Source organism: Pseudomonas sp. JDS28PS106, from assembly GCF_036706555.1.
GTDB lineage: Bacteria > Pseudomonadota > Gammaproteobacteria > Pseudomonadales > Pseudomonadaceae > Aquipseudomonas.
Window position 1 is genome coordinate 458681 of record NZ_JBAJGT010000001.1, and the last position, 16048, is coordinate 474728.

13 protein-coding genes are annotated in these 16048 nt (G+C 62.6%); 9 read left to right on the top strand and 4 right to left on the bottom strand.

The genetic code is table 11. From position 1 onward, the window contains the following. Positions 1–8: 8 nt before the first annotated feature. Complete coding sequence (locus TRP66_RS01965; RefSeq protein ID WP_333399637.1) at positions 9–407, bottom strand: nuclear transport factor 2 family protein; 399 nt, start codon at positions 405–407, stop codon at positions 9–11. Positions 408–590: 183 nt separating this feature from the next. On the opposite strand from TRP66_RS01965, the gene TRP66_RS01970 reads away from it, so the two are divergent. The 4 genes from TRP66_RS01970 to TRP66_RS01985 are packed head-to-tail and all read left to right on the top strand — an operon-like array spanning position 591 to position 6371. After that, positions 591–1784, top strand: a complete 1194-nt coding sequence (locus TRP66_RS01970; RefSeq protein WP_442965151.1) for an ABC transporter substrate-binding protein — start codon at positions 591–593, stop codon at positions 1782–1784. 2 nt (positions 1785–1786) lie between these two features. Further along, positions 1787–2656: a branched-chain amino acid ABC transporter permease gene (locus tag TRP66_RS01975; RefSeq protein ID WP_333399638.1), complete on the top strand. Its 870-nt coding sequence runs from the start codon at positions 1787–1789 to the stop codon at positions 2654–2656. Then, positions 2653–5145 carry a branched-chain amino acid ABC transporter ATP-binding protein/permease gene (locus TRP66_RS01980; protein ID WP_333399639.1) on the top strand — a complete coding sequence of 831 codons (2493 nt, stop codon included), beginning with the start codon at positions 2653–2655 and terminating at the stop codon, positions 5143–5145. The genes TRP66_RS01975 and TRP66_RS01980 overlap by 4 nt, the downstream gene beginning before the upstream one ends. Beyond that, positions 5142–6371 (top strand): amidohydrolase family protein, encoded by a 1230-nt coding sequence (locus TRP66_RS01985; RefSeq protein ID WP_333399640.1) that lies wholly within the window; start codon positions 5142–5144, stop codon positions 6369–6371. The genes TRP66_RS01980 and TRP66_RS01985 overlap by 4 nt, the downstream gene beginning before the upstream one ends. 148 nt (positions 6372–6519) lie before the next feature. On the opposite strand, the gene TRP66_RS01990 is transcribed toward TRP66_RS01985, so the two are convergent. Further along, positions 6520–7215 carry a GntR family transcriptional regulator gene (locus TRP66_RS01990; RefSeq protein ID WP_333399641.1) on the bottom strand — a complete coding sequence of 232 codons (696 nt, stop codon included), beginning with the start codon at positions 7213–7215 and terminating at the stop codon, positions 6520–6522. Positions 7216–7328: 113 nt separating this feature from the next. Continuing rightward, positions 7329–8900 carry a gamma-glutamyltransferase family protein gene (locus tag TRP66_RS01995; RefSeq protein ID WP_333399642.1) on the bottom strand — a complete coding sequence of 524 codons (1572 nt, stop codon included), beginning with the start codon at positions 8898–8900 and terminating at the stop codon, positions 7329–7331. A gap of 255 nt (positions 8901–9155) precedes the next feature. On the opposite strand from TRP66_RS01995, the gene TRP66_RS02000 reads away from it, so the two are divergent. From TRP66_RS02000 to TRP66_RS02010, 3 genes are all read left to right on the top strand, one after another. Then, positions 9156–10457: an MFS transporter gene (locus TRP66_RS02000; RefSeq protein WP_333399643.1), complete on the top strand. Its 1302-nt coding sequence runs from the start codon at positions 9156–9158 to the stop codon at positions 10455–10457. A 140-nt stretch (positions 10458–10597) separates the two neighbouring features. After that, positions 10598–11941, top strand: a complete 1344-nt coding sequence (locus TRP66_RS02005) for an MFS transporter (protein WP_333399644.1) — start codon at positions 10598–10600, stop codon at positions 11939–11941. 59 nt (positions 11942–12000) lie between these two features. Then, entirely contained in the window at positions 12001–13272 is a 1272-nt protein-coding gene (locus TRP66_RS02010) for a gallate dioxygenase (protein ID WP_333399645.1), read from the top strand. On the opposite strand, the gene TRP66_RS02015 is transcribed toward TRP66_RS02010, so the two are convergent. Next, the gene (locus TRP66_RS02015; RefSeq protein WP_333399646.1) at positions 13233–14471 is read right to left on the bottom strand and encodes a LysR family transcriptional regulator; all 1239 of its coding nucleotides are present in this window, start codon (positions 14469–14471) and stop codon (positions 13233–13235) included. The genes TRP66_RS02010 and TRP66_RS02015 overlap by 40 nt on opposite strands. A 124-nt stretch (positions 14472–14595) precedes the next feature. Between TRP66_RS02015 and galB the strand changes: the two genes are divergently transcribed. Then, positions 14596–15333: a 4-oxalmesaconate hydratase gene (gene galB / locus TRP66_RS02020; protein ID WP_333399647.1), complete on the top strand. Its 738-nt coding sequence runs from the start codon at positions 14596–14598 to the stop codon at positions 15331–15333. After that, a complete protein-coding gene (locus TRP66_RS02025) occupies positions 15330–16046 on the top strand; it encodes a 4-carboxy-4-hydroxy-2-oxoadipate aldolase/oxaloacetate decarboxylase (RefSeq protein WP_333399648.1) in 717 nt (238 codons plus the stop codon). Before galB ends, TRP66_RS02025 begins: the two co-directional genes overlap by 4 nt. Positions 16047–16048 lie beyond the last annotated feature (2 nt).

Genomic DNA, 16048 nt, shown 5'->3' on the forward strand with positions numbered 1-16048 from the left:
TGCCCTTCTCAGCTTCTAGCGATCTCCGGGGTCAGCAGCCATTCGGCGCTGTCGTTCCAGACGTCCATGCGCGTGATCTTGCCGTTGCGCACTTCAAAACGATCCAGGTATCGATTACCGGAAAAGCTGCTGCCGTCCGGCCATTCGCCGAACAGCGTCCCGTTGGAATACACCACGGTGTGATCGCCACGATCCATGCAGTCGAAACTGCCCAGCTGTTTCTTGACCCAGGCATAGCGCGAGCCGTTGAACGCGGTGATCGCCTGAGGATCGGGCATTGCGCGCCCGCCCGTGAAGGTGATCTTCACATCGTCGCTCATGAAGGTCGCGGCCCGGACCGGATCCGGAGCCATGGATGCTTCAAGGAAATCGCTGACAATCTGTACGTCTTGGTTCATCCGAGACATGAAAATAACCCTTTGCCAAAAAGCCGGTGAATGGAAAGCGCCTCTACATGGTGCGATCCGCCTCAAATCGGCGCGTTTACAAGCGCTCGATTCGCGCCAGCCCCGCAGCTTCCCGGGCGGCGATGACTGGCATCCTACTTGCTAGCAATAATTGTGCAACTGCTAGCAATCAGGAGAATCATCATGGCCTTCCGGCTTCCAAACCTGCAACGTCTGCTATTCCCCGTGGCTGCGGCAGTCACGCTCAACATGGCCATGTTCGGCGGCGCGCAAGCGGCCGAGCCGCCGATCAAGGTTGGTCTGGTCGCGGCCCTCTCCGGCCAGTCCGCCAAGTCCGGCGAAGCCCTGACCCGGGGCCTGACCATGGCGATCAATGAAGTCAACGCCAGTGGCGGCGTGCTGGGGCGCCAGCTGGAACTGGTGCGCCGCGATGATGAAAGCAACCCGTCCAAGGGCATGCTGGCGGCGCGCGAGCTGGTCCAGCGTGAAAAGGTCACCGTTCTGTTCGGCGGCCTGGATACGCCGGTTTCGCTGGCCATCGTGCCGCTGGCCAACCAGATGAAAGTCCCGTTCATGGGCATCTGGGCGGCCGGCACCAAGATCACCGAAAACGGCGCGGCCGATAACTACGTGTTCCGGGTTTCCGCGGTCGATGAGCTGGTGGACGAAGCGCTGGTGAAGTACGGCGTAGACAAGGGCATGAAGAAGCCGGGCATGATCCTCATCAATAACCCGTGGGGCGAGTCCAACGAAGCAGGCTTCAAGCGCGCCCTGGAAAAACGCGGCCTGGCCAATGCCGGCGTCGAGCGCATTCAGGACAGTGATCTGGATGTGGTACCGCAACTGACCCGTTTGAAAAACGCCGGTGCCGACACCCTGCTGATGGTCGGCAACGTGGGCCCTTCGGCGCAGGTCGTCAAATCCCTGGACCGCATGGGCTGGGACGTGCCGGTGGTTTCCCACTGGGGTCCGGCGGGCGGCCGCTTCGGCGAGCTGGCCGGTCCGAACGCTTCACGGGTGCACTTCATCCAGACCTACGTGTTCACCGAACACAACAACGCCAAGGGCGATGCACTGCTGGCCGCCCTGAAAACCGCTTACCCGCAGATCAAGACACTGGCCGACGTGACGCCGGCCGTCGGCATCGCCAACGCCTACGACGCACTGCATCTGGCCGCGCAGGCGATCGAAAAAGCCGGTAGCACCGACGGCAAGGCGGTACGCGACGGCTTTTATGCGATCAGTGACTACGACGGCCTGATCAAGCATTACAAGCAGCCATTCAGTGCCACCAGGCATGACGCGCTGGGGCCGGACGACTATGTCTTCACCCACTTCGTCAACGACCAGATCGTACCGCTCACGTCCGGAGAGTAACCATGTTCACCGCCGCCATCATCACCGGCCTCGGCCTGGGCAGCATGTACGCATTGCTGGCGTTGGGTTTTCACCTGACCTACGTCGTATCGCGCACCGTCAACTTCGCCCAGGGCAGCGCCATGATGGTCGGCGCGGTGCTGGGCTACACGTTCTGCATGACCTGGGGCTGGTCAATGTGGCTAGCCCTGCCGCTGACGCTGGTGCTCTGCGCCATCTACGGCCTGGCGATCGAACGCTGGCTGGTGCGGCCCTTCCACAGTCGCGGCTCGCAGGCCTGGCTGATGGCGACGGTGGCAGGCGGCATTCTGGTGGACAACCTGGCGCTGTTCACCTTTGGCAAGGAGCCTCGCCAGTTCGAGAGCAGCCTTGCCAATATGAACCTGGAGCTGTTCGGCGGCAACGTCGGCGCCCTGCAACTGCTGATTCCGCTGGCGGGTGCGGCCATTGCGCTGGTGCTGTATCTGGTGCGGCGCTACACCCGGCTGGGTAAAGTACTCGAAGCCTGCGTGCAGAACCCGCGCGCGGCGATGCTGATGGGCATCAACGTCAATCGGGTGGTCGCCATCGCTTTCGCTGTGTCCACGGTTTTCGCGGCGGTGGCCGGCCTGCTGATCGCCCCGCTGTTCAGCGTCAACGCGGAGATGGGCATGCTGTTCGGCCTGAAGGCCTTCGCGGTCGCCATTCTTGGCGGGATCGGCAGCGCAGGCGGTGTATTTGCGGCGGGGCTGCTGTTCGGTCTGACCGAAGCCTTGATCACCCTGTACTTCGGTTCTGCGTTCACGCAGATCTTCACGTTTGCGCTGGTCATCGTGGCGCTCGCGATTCGTCCCAACGGTCTGTTCGGCAGCCAGGCACTGGTCAAAGTATGAAAAACATCACTACCTGGGGCGCCCCGGCGTTCATCGCCCTGCTCGCGTTGGCGTGCGGCGTCATGGCGTTCACCCTCGACAGTTACTCGCTCCTGGTCTTCACCCTCTGCGCGCTGGCGGCGGTGGTGGGTGTCGGTCTGAATATCCTGATCGGCTTGAGCGGACAGATTTCCTTCGGGCATATCGCGTTCTATGCCATCGGCGCCTATGTCTCGGCACTGTTGACCATGGCCGGCTGGCCGTTGTGGCTCGCGCTGCCGGCAGCCGGGCTGGTCGCCGCCCTGATCGGCGCGCTGCTGGCGATCCCCGCGCTGCGCGTCAGCGGGCCTTATCTGGCGATGATCACCATTGCCTTTGCTTTCGTTGTGCATCACAGCCTGATCGAATGGCGGGATGTCACCGGTGGGTCCAATGGTCTGATGGGGATTCCGGCGCCGGAATTCGCCGGTCTCGATCCCTCGGTTCTGCTGGCGCTGCTGGCCGCCCTGCTGATGATCGGCGCGCTGTTGTTCTATCAGCGCATGAGCCGCAGCGGTTGGGGCAAGGCGATGCGCGCGGTGAAAGCCTCGGAGATCGCGGCTCGCTCGCTGGGCTTCAACCCGGTCATCAGCAAAACCCTGGCGTTTGCGTTGTCCGCCGCCTTGACCGGACTGGCGGGCGCTCTGCTGGCGCCGTTGCTGATGTTCATCAATCCCGAATCCTTTCCGTTTTCGCAGTCCATTCTGTTCGTGCTGGCGGTGATCGTCGGTGGTAGCGGCAGGCTGTTCGGGCCGCCGGTCGGCGCGCTGCTGATCGTGCTGGTGCCGGAATTGCTGTCGGACTTCGCGGAATATCGTCTGCTGATCTTTTCCGTACTGCTGCTGATCGTGCTGTGGATCGCGCCAAAGGGCCTGCTGGGTGCGATTGCCCGGCGCTGGATCAAGCCCGCCCGACTCCTGCCGCCGACGCAGATCGACCAACAGCGCATCGCCGCGCATCTGCGCAGCCGTGGCCCCTCGTCAGGCCTGCGAGTGACCGATATCGGCATTCGCTTCGGCGGCGTGCAGGCAGCGCGAGACGTCAGCCTGCATGCCCGCGCCGGTAGTATCACCAGCATCATCGGCCCTAACGGTGCCGGAAAGACCACAGTGCTCAACATGATCAGCGGCTTCTACACCCCCGACAGCGGCCAGATCGAACTGCAACAGCCGCTGGCCGGGCTGCCGGCGTGGAAAAGCGCCCGCGCCGGCATCGCCCGCACCTATCAGACCACCTTGCTGTTCGGCGAAATGTCGGTGCTCGACAACCTGCTGGTCGCCATGCAGAAAGGCCGGCTGGGTCTGCCGTTCCGCCTGGCCACTGAGGCACAGCGCAGCCTGGCGCTGGACCTGCTGGCACTGGTCGGCTATCGCGGCGAGGTAAACATCGCTGCCGAGGATTTGCCCCACGTAGACCGGCGCCTGGTGGAAATCGCCCGAGCACTGGCGACCGCGCCTGCGGTGCTGCTGCTGGACGAACCCGCCGCGGGCCTCAGCCGTCGCGACACCGATGAACTGGCCGTGCTGCTGCGCAGGCTGGCGGACTTCGGCCTCACGGTGATTCTGGTCGAACACGACATGTCGCTGGTGATGTCGGTGTCCGAGCATTTGCTGGTGCTCGACGCCGGCAAGCCGATTGCGAGCGGCCCGCCAGCCGACATTCGCCAGAATCCGCAGGTGATCGCCGCGTATCTGGGCGGTACCGACTATCAGGCCACGCCCCGCGCGCAGAGCTGGGCCGGCAGTCGTGATGCACGTTTGTACGTCAAGGATCTGGTCATCGATTACGGCGCGTCGGCGGTGGTCGACAAGGTCAGTCTGCTGGTCAACCCCGGTGAACTGGTGGCGATCCTGGGTGCCAATGGCGCCGGCAAGTCGAGCATCCTGCAATGCCTGGCCGGCCTGCACCGCGCCAGCGGCGGCAGCATCCTGCTCGACAACGAGAACATCGAACAGGCCGATGCCAGCATGATCGCGGCCAAGGGCCTGGCGCTGGTCCCGGAAGGCCGTCAGGTGTTTCCTTACCTGAGCGTGCGCGACAACCTGCTGCTCGGCGGTTATTCGCGCAATGAAGACTTCGATGCCGCCGCCGAGATCGAGGCGATCCTTGTGCGCTTCCCACGCTTGCGCGATCGCATCGACAACCCAGCCGGGCTGCTGTCCGGTGGCGAGCAGCAGATGGTCGCGGTGGGCCGTGGCCTGATGGCCAAGCCGAAAATCCTCTTGCTCGACGAACCTTCGCTGGGCCTGTCGCCGTCCATGATTGGCGAACTGTACGACGCACTCGCCGCGCTGCGCGACGAGGGCGTGACCATTCTGCTGGTCGACCAGATGGCCAACCTGGCGCTGCAAGTGGCCGACCGCGCCTACGTGCTGGAAACCGGCGTTATCGTCAAAGCCGCCAGTGCCGCCGACCTGCGCAACGACAAGGAGCTGGCGGCCGCTTACCTGGGTGAGGAAGCCAGCGCATGAAGGCTTTGAAGATCATCAATGCACGGCTCGGCACCGCCGAGCCTCTCACCGAGTTGTGTGTCGAGAACGGTCGTTTTGTCACGGCCTTGAGCCCGGCTGCGGCGCAGCGGGACATCCTGGACCTGCAAGGCCGCCTGATCATGCCGGGGCTCATCGAAACCCATATCCACCTCGACAAAGCCTGCATCATGCACCGCTGTCATTTGCGCGAAGGCACGCTCGCCGAAGCGGTGGCCCAGACCCGGGCGGCCAAGGCCGGGTTCACCGAAGAGGATGTCTACCGACGCGGCTCCCAAGTACTGGACAAGGCCATCGTGCAAGGCACGACGCACATGCGCACCCATGTCGAGCTGGACCCGCAGATCGGCCTGACTGGCTTCAACGCCATCCGCCGCCTGCAGGCTGATTATGCCTGGGCGATCAGCCTGGAAATCTGCGTGTTTCCCCAGGAAGGCATGCTGAACAATCCGGGCACCGAAGAGCTGCTGTGCCTGGCGCTGGAAAGCGGCGCAACTGTCCTCGGTGGCTGCCCGTACATGGACCGCGATCCACTGGGGCAGATCCAGCGCCTGTTCGAATTGGCGACGCGCTATGACTGCGATCTCGACCTGCATCTGGATTTCGACCTGAACCCCGAAGGCATGACCGTCATGGAAGTCGCCCGCTGCACACGGCTGCATGACTGGGGCGGACGCGTGACCATCGGCCACGCGACCAAACTGTCGACTTTACCCAAAGAAACCTTGACCGAACTGGCGCTGGATCTGGCCGAGGCAGGCGTTCAGGTAACCTGTCTGCCCAGCACCGATCTGTTTCTGATGGGTCGCGAGGCGTTCAACAACAAGCCCCGAGGGCTTGCACCCTTGGCGCATTTGCACGCATGCGGCGTGACCTGTTCGGTGTCGACCAACAACATCGGCAACCCGTTCACGCCCTACGGCGACGCTTCGTTGATTCGCCAGGCCAACCTTTTCGCCAACGTCAGCCAGATGGGCACGGTGCCGGAGCTGTTGCAGTGCCTTGCCTGGATCTCGAGCGAGTCGGCGCGTTTGTTGAGGTTGACGGATTACGGCCTGTCGCCAGGCTGTCGCGCGGATTTCATCGTGTTCGATGCCGCCTCGCCTGCCGCGGTGATCGCCGAAATCAGCGCGCCGCTGATGGGGTTCAAAGGAGGGCGGCAAACGTTCAGTCGGCCGGCGGGGGAACTGCTAAAGCCGCAGGGCTGAGCCATTACCAACTGCTTCGCGGCTGGTGGACGCTGGAATGTAGGAGCGGATTCATCCGCGAAAGCCGTGTCAGGACCAACGCGAATCTGCTGGATGCACCGACGCTTCGCGGGTGAAGCGCAACGCCGCCCGGCCGCTCCTACGAACATCAGACGCCGCGCAGGGCCTGGGCGAGGTTGAACTCTTCGGACGCTTGCTCTTCCAGCGCCAGTTGCCCTTCCAGTTCATCCAGATGTTCGAGCATCACAGCCACGGCCTTGTCGTTATCGCCTTGCTCAAGCGCGGTGACGATGTCCTGGTGTTCGTCGGAGGCGCATGACGGGACGTCGTTGCGCTGATACAGCGCCACGATCAGGGAACTGCGGACCATCAGGTTGGAGAGAATGTCGCTAAGTACCGCGTTGCCGCTGATCTCCCCCAGCAACAGATGAAACTGGCTCAACTCACGGACGATGGCTCTTCGATCCGTGTCGTTGGTGGCCTTGCGCTCATTGCTCATGTGGCTGGCGATACGCTGGCGCTGTTTGCGCATGATGGCCGGAGTGATGGCTTCGACAATGGCGCGTTCGATGGCTCGACGGGCGCTGAAGATATCCCGCGCTTCCTTCGCAGTGGGCTGCGCGACCATGGCGCCGCGGTTGGCTTCGATGGTGACCACTTTCTGCATGGCCAGGCGTTGCAGCGCCGCCTGCACATGGTTGCGGTTCGCCTGCAGGGTTTCCACGATGTGCGCTTCGACCAGTCGAGTGCCCGGCGGCAGTCGATGCTGGGCGATAGCCTTGAACAGCGCATCGGCAATCCGTTGCACTTCCAGCTGTTTGGCGGTGACAGTGCTCGACCCCATCCTTTCCTCTGCCGTCCAGAACGCTTCATGCCAATCCGCACAGGCTGCGGACGGCGGACAATCGGCGGCATTATCCGCCAGCCGCCCGCACCCGGCAAATGCCCGGTGGCCGATCAGCCAGCCTGGCCCAGCCCGGTGCCCTCGCCTCGCGGATCATGCATGGCGCTGCGCCGTCCCAGAGCATCGATGGCGATGATTCCGGCGTGGCCGGTCATCGGGCTGCGAGCCGGAATGATCTCGGTTTCATGCCCCAGCGCGGCCAGCCCTTCTATGGTCGCGGGGTTCATATCGGCCTCCAGCTTGAGATTGTCCGTGCTGTCGAAAAAGCTGCGGCCCAGCAGAAAACGGGGCGTTTGCAGAGCCAGATCGATTGGCTGTCCATAGTCGATCAGTTGGGTGGCGAGGACCATCTGGGTCTGGGGCTGCCCATCGCCGCCCTGGGTGCCGAAGAACCAGCGCCGGCCGTCGTCAGCCAGGTAGCAGGAGGGATTGAGGGTATGCGCCGGGCGCTTGCCGGGCGCCCAGCCGTTGACGTGCTCGGGGTCGGCGTTGAAGCCCGCGGCGCGGTTCTGCCACAACACCCCGGTGTCACCCAGAATGCACCCCGAACCGAAATCATGAAACAGGCTCTGGATCAGACAGGCCGTCCGGCCCTCGGCGTCGGTCGCGGCCATCCAGACCGTGTCGGCGGGACGACCCGGCTCGTTCCAGGGCGCAGCACGCTGGTCATTGATGGCTTCGGCGTAACGACGGATCTGCGCGTCGTCGAGATCGGCCGAGAAGTCCCAGGATGTGCTCAGCGGATCGCATAACTGCTGGTTGCGGCGCAGTAAACCCTGTTTGATGGCTTCCACCAGATAGTGGTAGTACAGCGCGCTGCCATTGCCGACCTCGGCGATCGGCTTGTGCCGCAGCGCCGCCATGGCCTGCAAGGTGTAGAGGCCCTGACACGGCGGCGCGACATTGAAGAGTCGGCCCTGGCGATAGCGCACGGAAATCGGCGCGGCCTCGTGCGCCTCGGTGGCGGCGAGATCGCCCTTGGTCAAGCCGCAACCAAGCCGGTCGAATGCATCGCCGAAGGCCTGCGCAAGCTCGCCTTTGTAGAAATCCTCGACTCCGTGTCTCGCCAGATGTCGCAAGGTGTTGGCCAGCTCAGGCTGACGCAGGGTATCGCCCTCGCCCAGCCAGCGCCCGTCGATCTTGCACAAACGATGTAGATCTGGCAGCTGCTCGATCAGGGGCTGACGCAGGGTCTGCCAGAACAGCTGCGATTGCGAAACCCGCACCCCGGCATCCGCCATGCTCGCGGCATCTTCGAGAAGATCGCTCCAGCCAAGCCTCGATCCCCACTGATAACGACTGATATTCGCCGCCGTTTGCCAGCTCGCCATCGCACCCGCCGTGCTGGCGACCGACGCCGGACCGCGTACGTCTATCCTGCTGCCTTCAGGCAAGCGTTGCCCGGCCTGCCCGATCCCCACAATGGTGCGCACCTGGCTGTCATGGATCATCCATAGCGCATCGCCGCCCAGGCCGGTCATGTGCGGGAACACCGCCGCCAGCATGGCGCTGGCCGCCAACATCGCATCGATGGCCGTGCCACCCGCATCAAGAACCCTCATGCCCGCGGCACTTGCCTGAGCATGAGGCGTACAAATCACAGCACGACTGGAAGTAGCGATCATGGGTTGGGGCCTTAGCTTTGCTAGCGATCATTCAAGATATTGTTAGCAAAGCAAATAGCATGCCCTTCCCATGGCGCTGATGAACCGGCCGGCTTGGCAAATAGCGAGGCTCTGCCCAGTGCTTGGCGTATTTGGCTGACTGGCGAGACATTGCTCATAAGAAAAACCGCTGGCTCGTTAAGACATTCGAGCCGGGCCCGCCGCTGCGTCCCTATAAGCTGGCCGCATCAAAGCCATAACAATAAGGATGATCCCATGCGACTGGGTTGGTACTCCGATCTGACGCCCACCGAAAAGCGCACCTACTGGGCGTGCTTTGGCGGGTTTACTCTCGACTCCATGGACGCGACCATATTCGCCCTGGTGATGCCGGTACTCATGACCATCCTGGGTCTGAGCAAATCCGACGCAGGTCTGTTGGGCTCGGTGACGCTGATTGGCAGTGCAATCGGTGGATGGGGCGCCGGCATGCTGGCCGACCGCTATGGGCGTATCAAAGTGATGCAGGGTACGGTCTTGTGGGTCGCAATATTCACCTGCATGGGGGCGGTCTGCACCGGGTTCTGGAGTTTCATGCCTGTGCGTTTTCTGCAAGGCATCGGCTATGGCGGTGAAGCCGTGGTGGGAGCCGTGCTGATCAGCGAAGCCATCAAACCCGCGCTGCGCGGGCGGGTCGCTGCGTCGGTGCAGAGTGGATATGCCGTGGGCTACGCGATTTCGCTGGCAACCATGCCGGTGTTGTTCAATTTCCTGCCGGAGGATGTGGCCTGGCGTGCTTTCTTTGCGATCGGTCTGTTGCCAGCCCTGCTCGTCTGGTTCATACGGCGCCTGGTGCCCGAGTCGGCCGCTTTCAATCAGACCCGTAAAACCGGCAACGGCCTCAATGTAAAGGCCGTCTTCGCCGCTGAACACAGGCGCGTCACGATCATCAGTACCGTACTGGCCAGCGGGATTTTCGGCGGGGCCTACATCATGATCACCTGGCTTCCCACGTACATGCGGACCGTGCTGAACCTGCCGATTGCCTCGACGTCGGGCTACCTGGCGGTCAATATCATCGGCTCGCTGGTAGGCCCGTTCATTTACGGCCTGCTCAGTGACCGAATAGGACGGGGCCGCGCTTTCATGCTGTTCCTGACCTGCCAGGCGACCGTGGTTTCGGTCTACATGTTTGCCGACCTGCACATGAACGTCATCCTCGCGCTCGGTCTGTTGCTCGGCGCCTTCCAGGGTGGCCTGGCCTCAGGCTTGCCGCTGACGTTCTCCGAGCTTTATCCGACCCGCATCCGGGCCAACGGCGCTGGCTTCTGCACAAGCTTCGGTCGTGGTTTCGGCTCGATCATGCCCGCGGCGGTGGGTTTCGCCTCCCTTCATATGAGCCTGCCTGCGGCGATGGGCAGCTTCGCCATCGGCTCGTACCTGATCGGCTTTATCGCCGCGCTCTGCCTGCCAAACGCCACCGGCGCGGACCTTTCCGCGGTCGATGTCGCAGTGCCGGCCCCCTCGTCGTCCGCTGACGAAGTGAAGCAAGGATGCGCGGCACGCGCTGAGCCTTGACGGGAGGCCTTATAAAGAAAAGCGATTCCTCATTAAACACTTCACAGACGTTCACAGCTCGGTATTCCCATAAGCTGAGCCTGTCCCAAGTCGTCAATCGGTATGGGGACCACACTCACAAATAATAAAAAGGTAAGCCCATGAACAACTCTGCCGTTGATATCAAGCAGTGGATCGATGAGCGTCCTGTTTCAGCTTTCCAGTGGATGATTCTTCTGCTGTGCTTTCTCATCGTCACCTTCGACGGACTGGATGCGGCAATCATGGGATTCATTGCGCCGGCGGTCATTCAGGACTGGAACATCTCCCGCGCCGCGTTCGGTCCCATCATGGCGGCGGCGATGGTCGGGCTTGCAGCCGGTGCATTGATCTCCGGCCCCTGGTCCGACCGGCTGGGACGTCGCCGCGTCCTGCTCTGGTCGGTGGCCGGCTTCGGACTGTTCAGCCTGCTGTGCGCCTTTGCCCGCACGCCCACGGAACTGGCCGCGCTGCGGTTCCTGACCGGGCTGGGCCTTGGCGCGGCGATGCCCAACTGTACGACCCTGCTGTCTGAATACATTCCGCAGCGCCTCCGGGGTTTGTTGATCACCCTGATGTTCATGGGCTTCGGACTGGGATCGGCCTCGGGCGGCTTCGTCTCGGCGTGGATGGTCCCTCAGTTTGGCTGGCATGCGGTGCTGATGCTGGGCGGCGTGCTGCCCTTGCTGTTACTGCCGATCCTGTACTTTCTCCTGCCTGAATCCGTCGACCTGATGATCAACCGAGGCTTTGCACGCCAGCGCATCATGGCGGTGCTGCGGCGCATGGGCGGACGGTTTGCCGATGACGTGAAGTTCGCTACCGCCGCCTCGCCCGTCCACCTGAAATCCACCAGCAAGGTCAGCCAGCTCTTCACTTCCCGGTATCGCGCGCGCACGCTCAGCTTGTGGTGCACTTACTTCATGGGGCTGGTCGTGATTTACCTGCTGACCGGTTGGATGCCGACCTTGATCAAGGATGCCGGCGTCAGCCTGGAACGCGCGGCCATCGTCACCGCCATGTTTCAGTTCGGCGGGCTGATCGGAATCGTTCTGGTCGGTGCCGCAATGGACCGAGTCAACCCTAAAGCGGTCATCGCACTGGCCTATATCGGCGGCGCACTGTGCATTTTCGCCCTGGGCTTCGTCGAAGTCGGTACCACCGCGCTGGGCGTGCTGGTATTTGCCGCGGGGTTCTGCATCAACGGCGCCCAGACCGGCCTGAACGCATTTGCACCCGGTCAGTACCCCACCGACTTCCGGGCGACCGGGGTGAGCTGGATGCTGGGCATCGGCCGTTTTGGCGGCATCCTCGCGTCTTTCAGCGGCGGCGCATTGTTGAGTCTCGGGCTACCAATGCATGTGGTTTTCGCGGTGCTGGGCGTCCCCGCGCTTCTGGCGGCCATTGCAATCATGGCCGGGCCTAAAGCGGCCGCGAAACACCTGAACGTGCAACCGGGTCACTGACGCACTCAGGCACACCCGCTATCCGACAATTTTTCTCAACAGTTCAACGGAGGTATGACATGGCGCGGATCATCGGCGGATTGGCCGTCTCGCACACGCCGACAATCGGCTTCGCTGTCGATCACGACAAGCAGGAAGAAGCAGCCTGGGCCCCTATTTTCGAAAGTTTCAAGCCGATCAGAAGCTGGCTGGCGAACAAGCGCCCGGATGTGCTGTTCTACATTTTCAACGACCACGTCACCTCGTTTTTCTTCGATCACTATTCGGCCTTCGCGCTGGGCGTCGATGATCGATACGAAGTCGCCGACGAGGGCGGCGGCAAGCGGGACCTGCCGGCCATCGGCGGGCATGCAGCCCTGTCGCGGCACATCGGCCACAGTCTCATGGCCGATGAATTCGACCTGTCGTTCTTCCGCGACAAGCCTATCGACCACGGGCTGTTTTCGCCCATGTCGGCACTGATGCCGTTCAAGGACGGCTGGCCTGTCGAGGTAGTGCCGTTGCAGGTGGGCGTGTTGCAGTTTCCGATCCCGTCGCCGAGACGATGCTACAACCTGGGCACGGCCCTGCGTCGCGCGATCGAAAGCTATCCCGAAGACCTGTCGGTGGCGATCGTCGCCACCGGCGGCGTTTCGCATCAGGTACATGGAGAGCGTTGCGGTTTCAACAACCCTGAGTGGGACGAGCAGTTCGTCGACCTGTTCGTCAACGACCCCCAGCGGCTGACGGAAATCACCCTCGCCGAGTACGCGACCCTGGGCGGCATGGAAGGCTCCGAGGTCATTACCTGGCTGATCATGCGCGGCGCATTGTCGGCCAACGTCAGCGTCCTGCATCGGGACTATTACCTGCCCTCGATGACCGGCATCGCCACGCTGTTGCTGGAGAATCATGCGCGCGACACGCCGGTGGACGTGCTGGCGCGTCACCGCGAGCACATCGAGCATCAACTGGCCGGAGTCGAAAAACTCGAAGGCACCTACCCGTTTACTCTGGAGCGCAGCCACAAGGGGTACAGGCTCAATCGTTTCCTGCATAAACTCATCGACCCGGCATGGCGGGCGCGTTTTCTCGCGGAGCCGCAAGTCTTGTTCCGCGAGCATGCGCTGACTGGGGAAGAGCAGGATCTGGTCGAGCGTCGGGACTGGCGCGGTTTGATCCACTACGGAGTGATTTTCTTCCTGCTGGAAAAGCTCGGTGCCGTGGTGGGCGTTTCGAACCTGCATATCTATGCGGCGATGAAAGGCATGTCTCTGGAAGACTTCCAGAAAACCCGCAATCAACAGGTCACTTATTCGGTTGCGGGCAGACAGGCTAGCGGAACGCGCTGATCTTCAGTGGCGATCTCGGCGCAGACTTCACGGATCTTCTGGATCAGGGCCTGGGCCGCGGGTGAATGCAGGCCGTTGGTTCGGTAGATGAGGCCCAGCGAGCGCTGAGTGTCTTCCAGTTGCAGGTCCAGGCGGCGCAGTTCACCCGATGCGATTTCGTATTCGAGTTGATGTTCGGAGACGATCGCCAGCATGTCCGAGCGCATCAACAGGCCTCGGATAATCGCCATGTCTCCGGTCTCCACGACCGGCTCCGGGGCCGCGCGGCCGAGACGGGAAAAATGCGCCTCGAGCAGCAGCCGGGCCGGCGTATCCGCGCGAGGCAGCACCAGCCTGGCGGTGCTCAGATCGTCCAGCGTGACCTGGCGACTCAACCACGGGTGCCCCGGGCCGGTCAGGATCACCATTTCTTCAGTGACCAATTTCTCGCCGTATAAATCGCTGGCATAGTCCTGCGCGCGAAGTGCTCCAAACACGAAATCCACGTCGCCCGCGCGCAATTCCAGCGCCAGCAGGTCGAACGGGCTTTCGTTGGTGGCAATGCGAATGCCCGGGTGATCGGCGAGCAGGCGCACGAAGGCCAGCGGCAGGATGCGAGTGCGCCCTAGCGGCAGGGCCCCGACCGTCACCAATCCCTGCAAAGAGCCTTTGATCAGTGCCACATCGGCACGAATATGGCGCAGATCGTTGAGGGCACGACGTACCGGAAACAGGATATCGGTGCTGGCCCTGGTGGGCCGCAAGCCTCTGGCCGTTCGCTCGAAGAGGGATTTCCCGGCACCGTCCTCCAGCATTTTCAGCGCGGCGCTGATCGCGGGCTGGGTGAGTTGGAAAGATCGTGCCACCGTCTGCATGTGCTGGGTTTCACAGAGCTTGACGAATATCTGCAAACGTCGGGTGTTGAGCAGATACAGCGGCTCATGCGGCGCATGGCCGAGCAGCGCGGGGATCGACTCCAGTTCGGCCATGACTCGACGCGCTCGCGGCAGAATGGCCTTGCCGTAGGGCGTCAGCAGCATGCCGCTGGCGTGACGTTCGAACAGCGGAACGGCCAGGCTCTGCTCCAGATCGCGGATTGCCCGGGTCACCACCGATTGCGCCCGCAGCAAGACTTCCGAGGCGCGCGACACGCTGCCCTCGTCAGCAATGCGAATGAAGGCGCGGACCTGCATCAGGTGTGGAATATCTGCTTCGAACATCGCTGCCTGACCGGTTCCGGATGGGCTGATAAAGAAAAGGTATGGAAGGACCAGCCTTACGCATTAGTGCGGATATGGCAAGCCTGTCAGCATTCGGTAAACCTACAAGGGAGTCCGCCCCGTTATGAATAATGCTCAAAAATCCGCGCTGGTCGTCAGCGCCCACTCAGCGGATTTCGTCTGGCGCGCCGGCGGCGCCATTGCACTGCACGCCGCACAGGGTTACGCGATGCATATCGTCTGTCTGTCGTTCGGCGAGCGCGGCGAGTCCGCGAAACTCTGGCGCAAGGGCAGCGAAATGACCGAAAGCAAGGTCAAGGCCGCGCGCAGGGAAGAGGCTCAGGCGGCCGCCGAAATACTGGGCGCAAGCGTAGAGTTCTTCGATATCGGCGACTATCCGATGCGGGCCGACAAGGACACCCTGTTCCGGCTGGCAGACGTGTTCCGCCGCGTGCAGCCCGAATTCGTTCTCAGCCATTCGCTCAAGGACCCGTACAACTATGACCATCCACTGGCGATCCATCTGACCCAGGAGGCGCGCATCATCGCCCAGGCCGAAGGCTACAAGCCTGGCGAGAAAATCGTCGGCGCTCCTCCGGTCTACAGCTTCGAGCCGCATCAACCTGAACAGTGCGAATGGAAACCCGACGTACTCCTCGACATCACCTCGGTCTGGGACAAGAAGTACGCGGCCATCCAGTGCATGGCGGGCCAGGAACACCTGTGGGAATACTACACGCGGGTGGCCTTGCAACGCGGCGTCCAGGCCAAGCGCAACATCGGCATCACCGCCAGCAAGGACATCATCTACAGCGAAGGCTACCAGAGCATCTTTCCACGAGTGACGGAGAATCTGGGATGAATGACCTCACAGGCAAGACCGGCATCGTCGTGCGCAATATCCCCCGCGCCGACTTGGCACTCATCGATGAGCTGACCCGGTATGGAGTCGCCACGGTGCATGAGGCCCACGGCCGTAAAGGCCTGCTGGCGTCCGGCATTCGGCCCATCCAGCAGGACATCGCGGTGAGCGGGTCGGCAGTGACGGTGCTGGTGGCACCTGGCGACAACTGGATGTTCCACGTTGCGGTAGAGCAATGCCAGCCGGGCGATGTGCTGGTCGTCGCTCCCAGTTCGCCCTGCACCGACGGCTTCTTTGGCGATCTGCTCGCCACCTCGCTGCAGGCGCGAGGTGTTCGAGGGCTGGTCATCGATGCGGGCGTGCGCGACACCAGCAGCCTTCGCGAGATGGGCTTTCATGCATGGTCCCGCGCGGTCCATGCTCAAGGCACCGTCAAGGAGACGCTGGGATCGGTGAATATCCCGGTCGTGTGCGCCGGGCAGCTGGTCCATCCTGGCGATGTGGTGCTGGCAGACGACGACGGCGTTGTCGTGGTCCGGCGCGGCGAACTTGCCAACGTGCTCGAGGCAAGCCGCAAACGCGCCGATCTGGAAGAGCAGAAGCGCATGCGCCTGGCGGCCGGTGAGCTGGGCCTGGACATCTATAAAATGCGCGCGCGGTTGCAGGAAAAAGGCCTCACGTACTACGACAGTCTTGAACAACTGGAGGGCTGACC

Coding starts and splice junctions, on each gene's coding strand:
- TRP66_RS01965 (WP_333399637.1), bottom strand. CDS start 407: ATGTCTCGGATGAACCAAGACGTACAGATTGTCAGCGATTTCCTTGAA.
- TRP66_RS01970 (WP_442965151.1), top strand. CDS start 591: ATGGCCTTCCGGCTTCCAAACCTGCAACGTCTGCTATTCCCCGTGGCT.
- TRP66_RS01975 (WP_333399638.1), top strand. CDS start 1,787: ATGTTCACCGCCGCCATCATCACCGGCCTCGGCCTGGGCAGCATGTAC.
- TRP66_RS01980 (WP_333399639.1), top strand. CDS start 2,653: ATGAAAAACATCACTACCTGGGGCGCCCCGGCGTTCATCGCCCTGCTC.
- TRP66_RS01985 (WP_333399640.1), top strand. CDS start 5,142: ATGAAGGCTTTGAAGATCATCAATGCACGGCTCGGCACCGCCGAGCCT.
- TRP66_RS01990 (WP_333399641.1), bottom strand. CDS start 7,215: ATGGGGTCGAGCACTGTCACCGCCAAACAGCTGGAAGTGCAACGGATT.
- TRP66_RS01995 (WP_333399642.1), bottom strand. CDS start 8,900: ATGATCGCTACTTCCAGTCGTGCTGTGATTTGTACGCCTCATGCTCAG.
- TRP66_RS02000 (WP_333399643.1), top strand. CDS start 9,156: ATGCGACTGGGTTGGTACTCCGATCTGACGCCCACCGAAAAGCGCACC.
- TRP66_RS02005 (WP_333399644.1), top strand. CDS start 10,598: ATGAACAACTCTGCCGTTGATATCAAGCAGTGGATCGATGAGCGTCCT.
- TRP66_RS02010 (WP_333399645.1), top strand. CDS start 12,001: ATGGCGCGGATCATCGGCGGATTGGCCGTCTCGCACACGCCGACAATC.
- TRP66_RS02015 (WP_333399646.1), bottom strand. CDS start 14,471: ATGTTCGAAGCAGATATTCCACACCTGATGCAGGTCCGCGCCTTCATT.
- galB (WP_333399647.1), top strand. CDS start 14,596: ATGAATAATGCTCAAAAATCCGCGCTGGTCGTCAGCGCCCACTCAGCG.
- TRP66_RS02025 (WP_333399648.1), top strand. CDS start 15,330: ATGAATGACCTCACAGGCAAGACCGGCATCGTCGTGCGCAATATCCCC.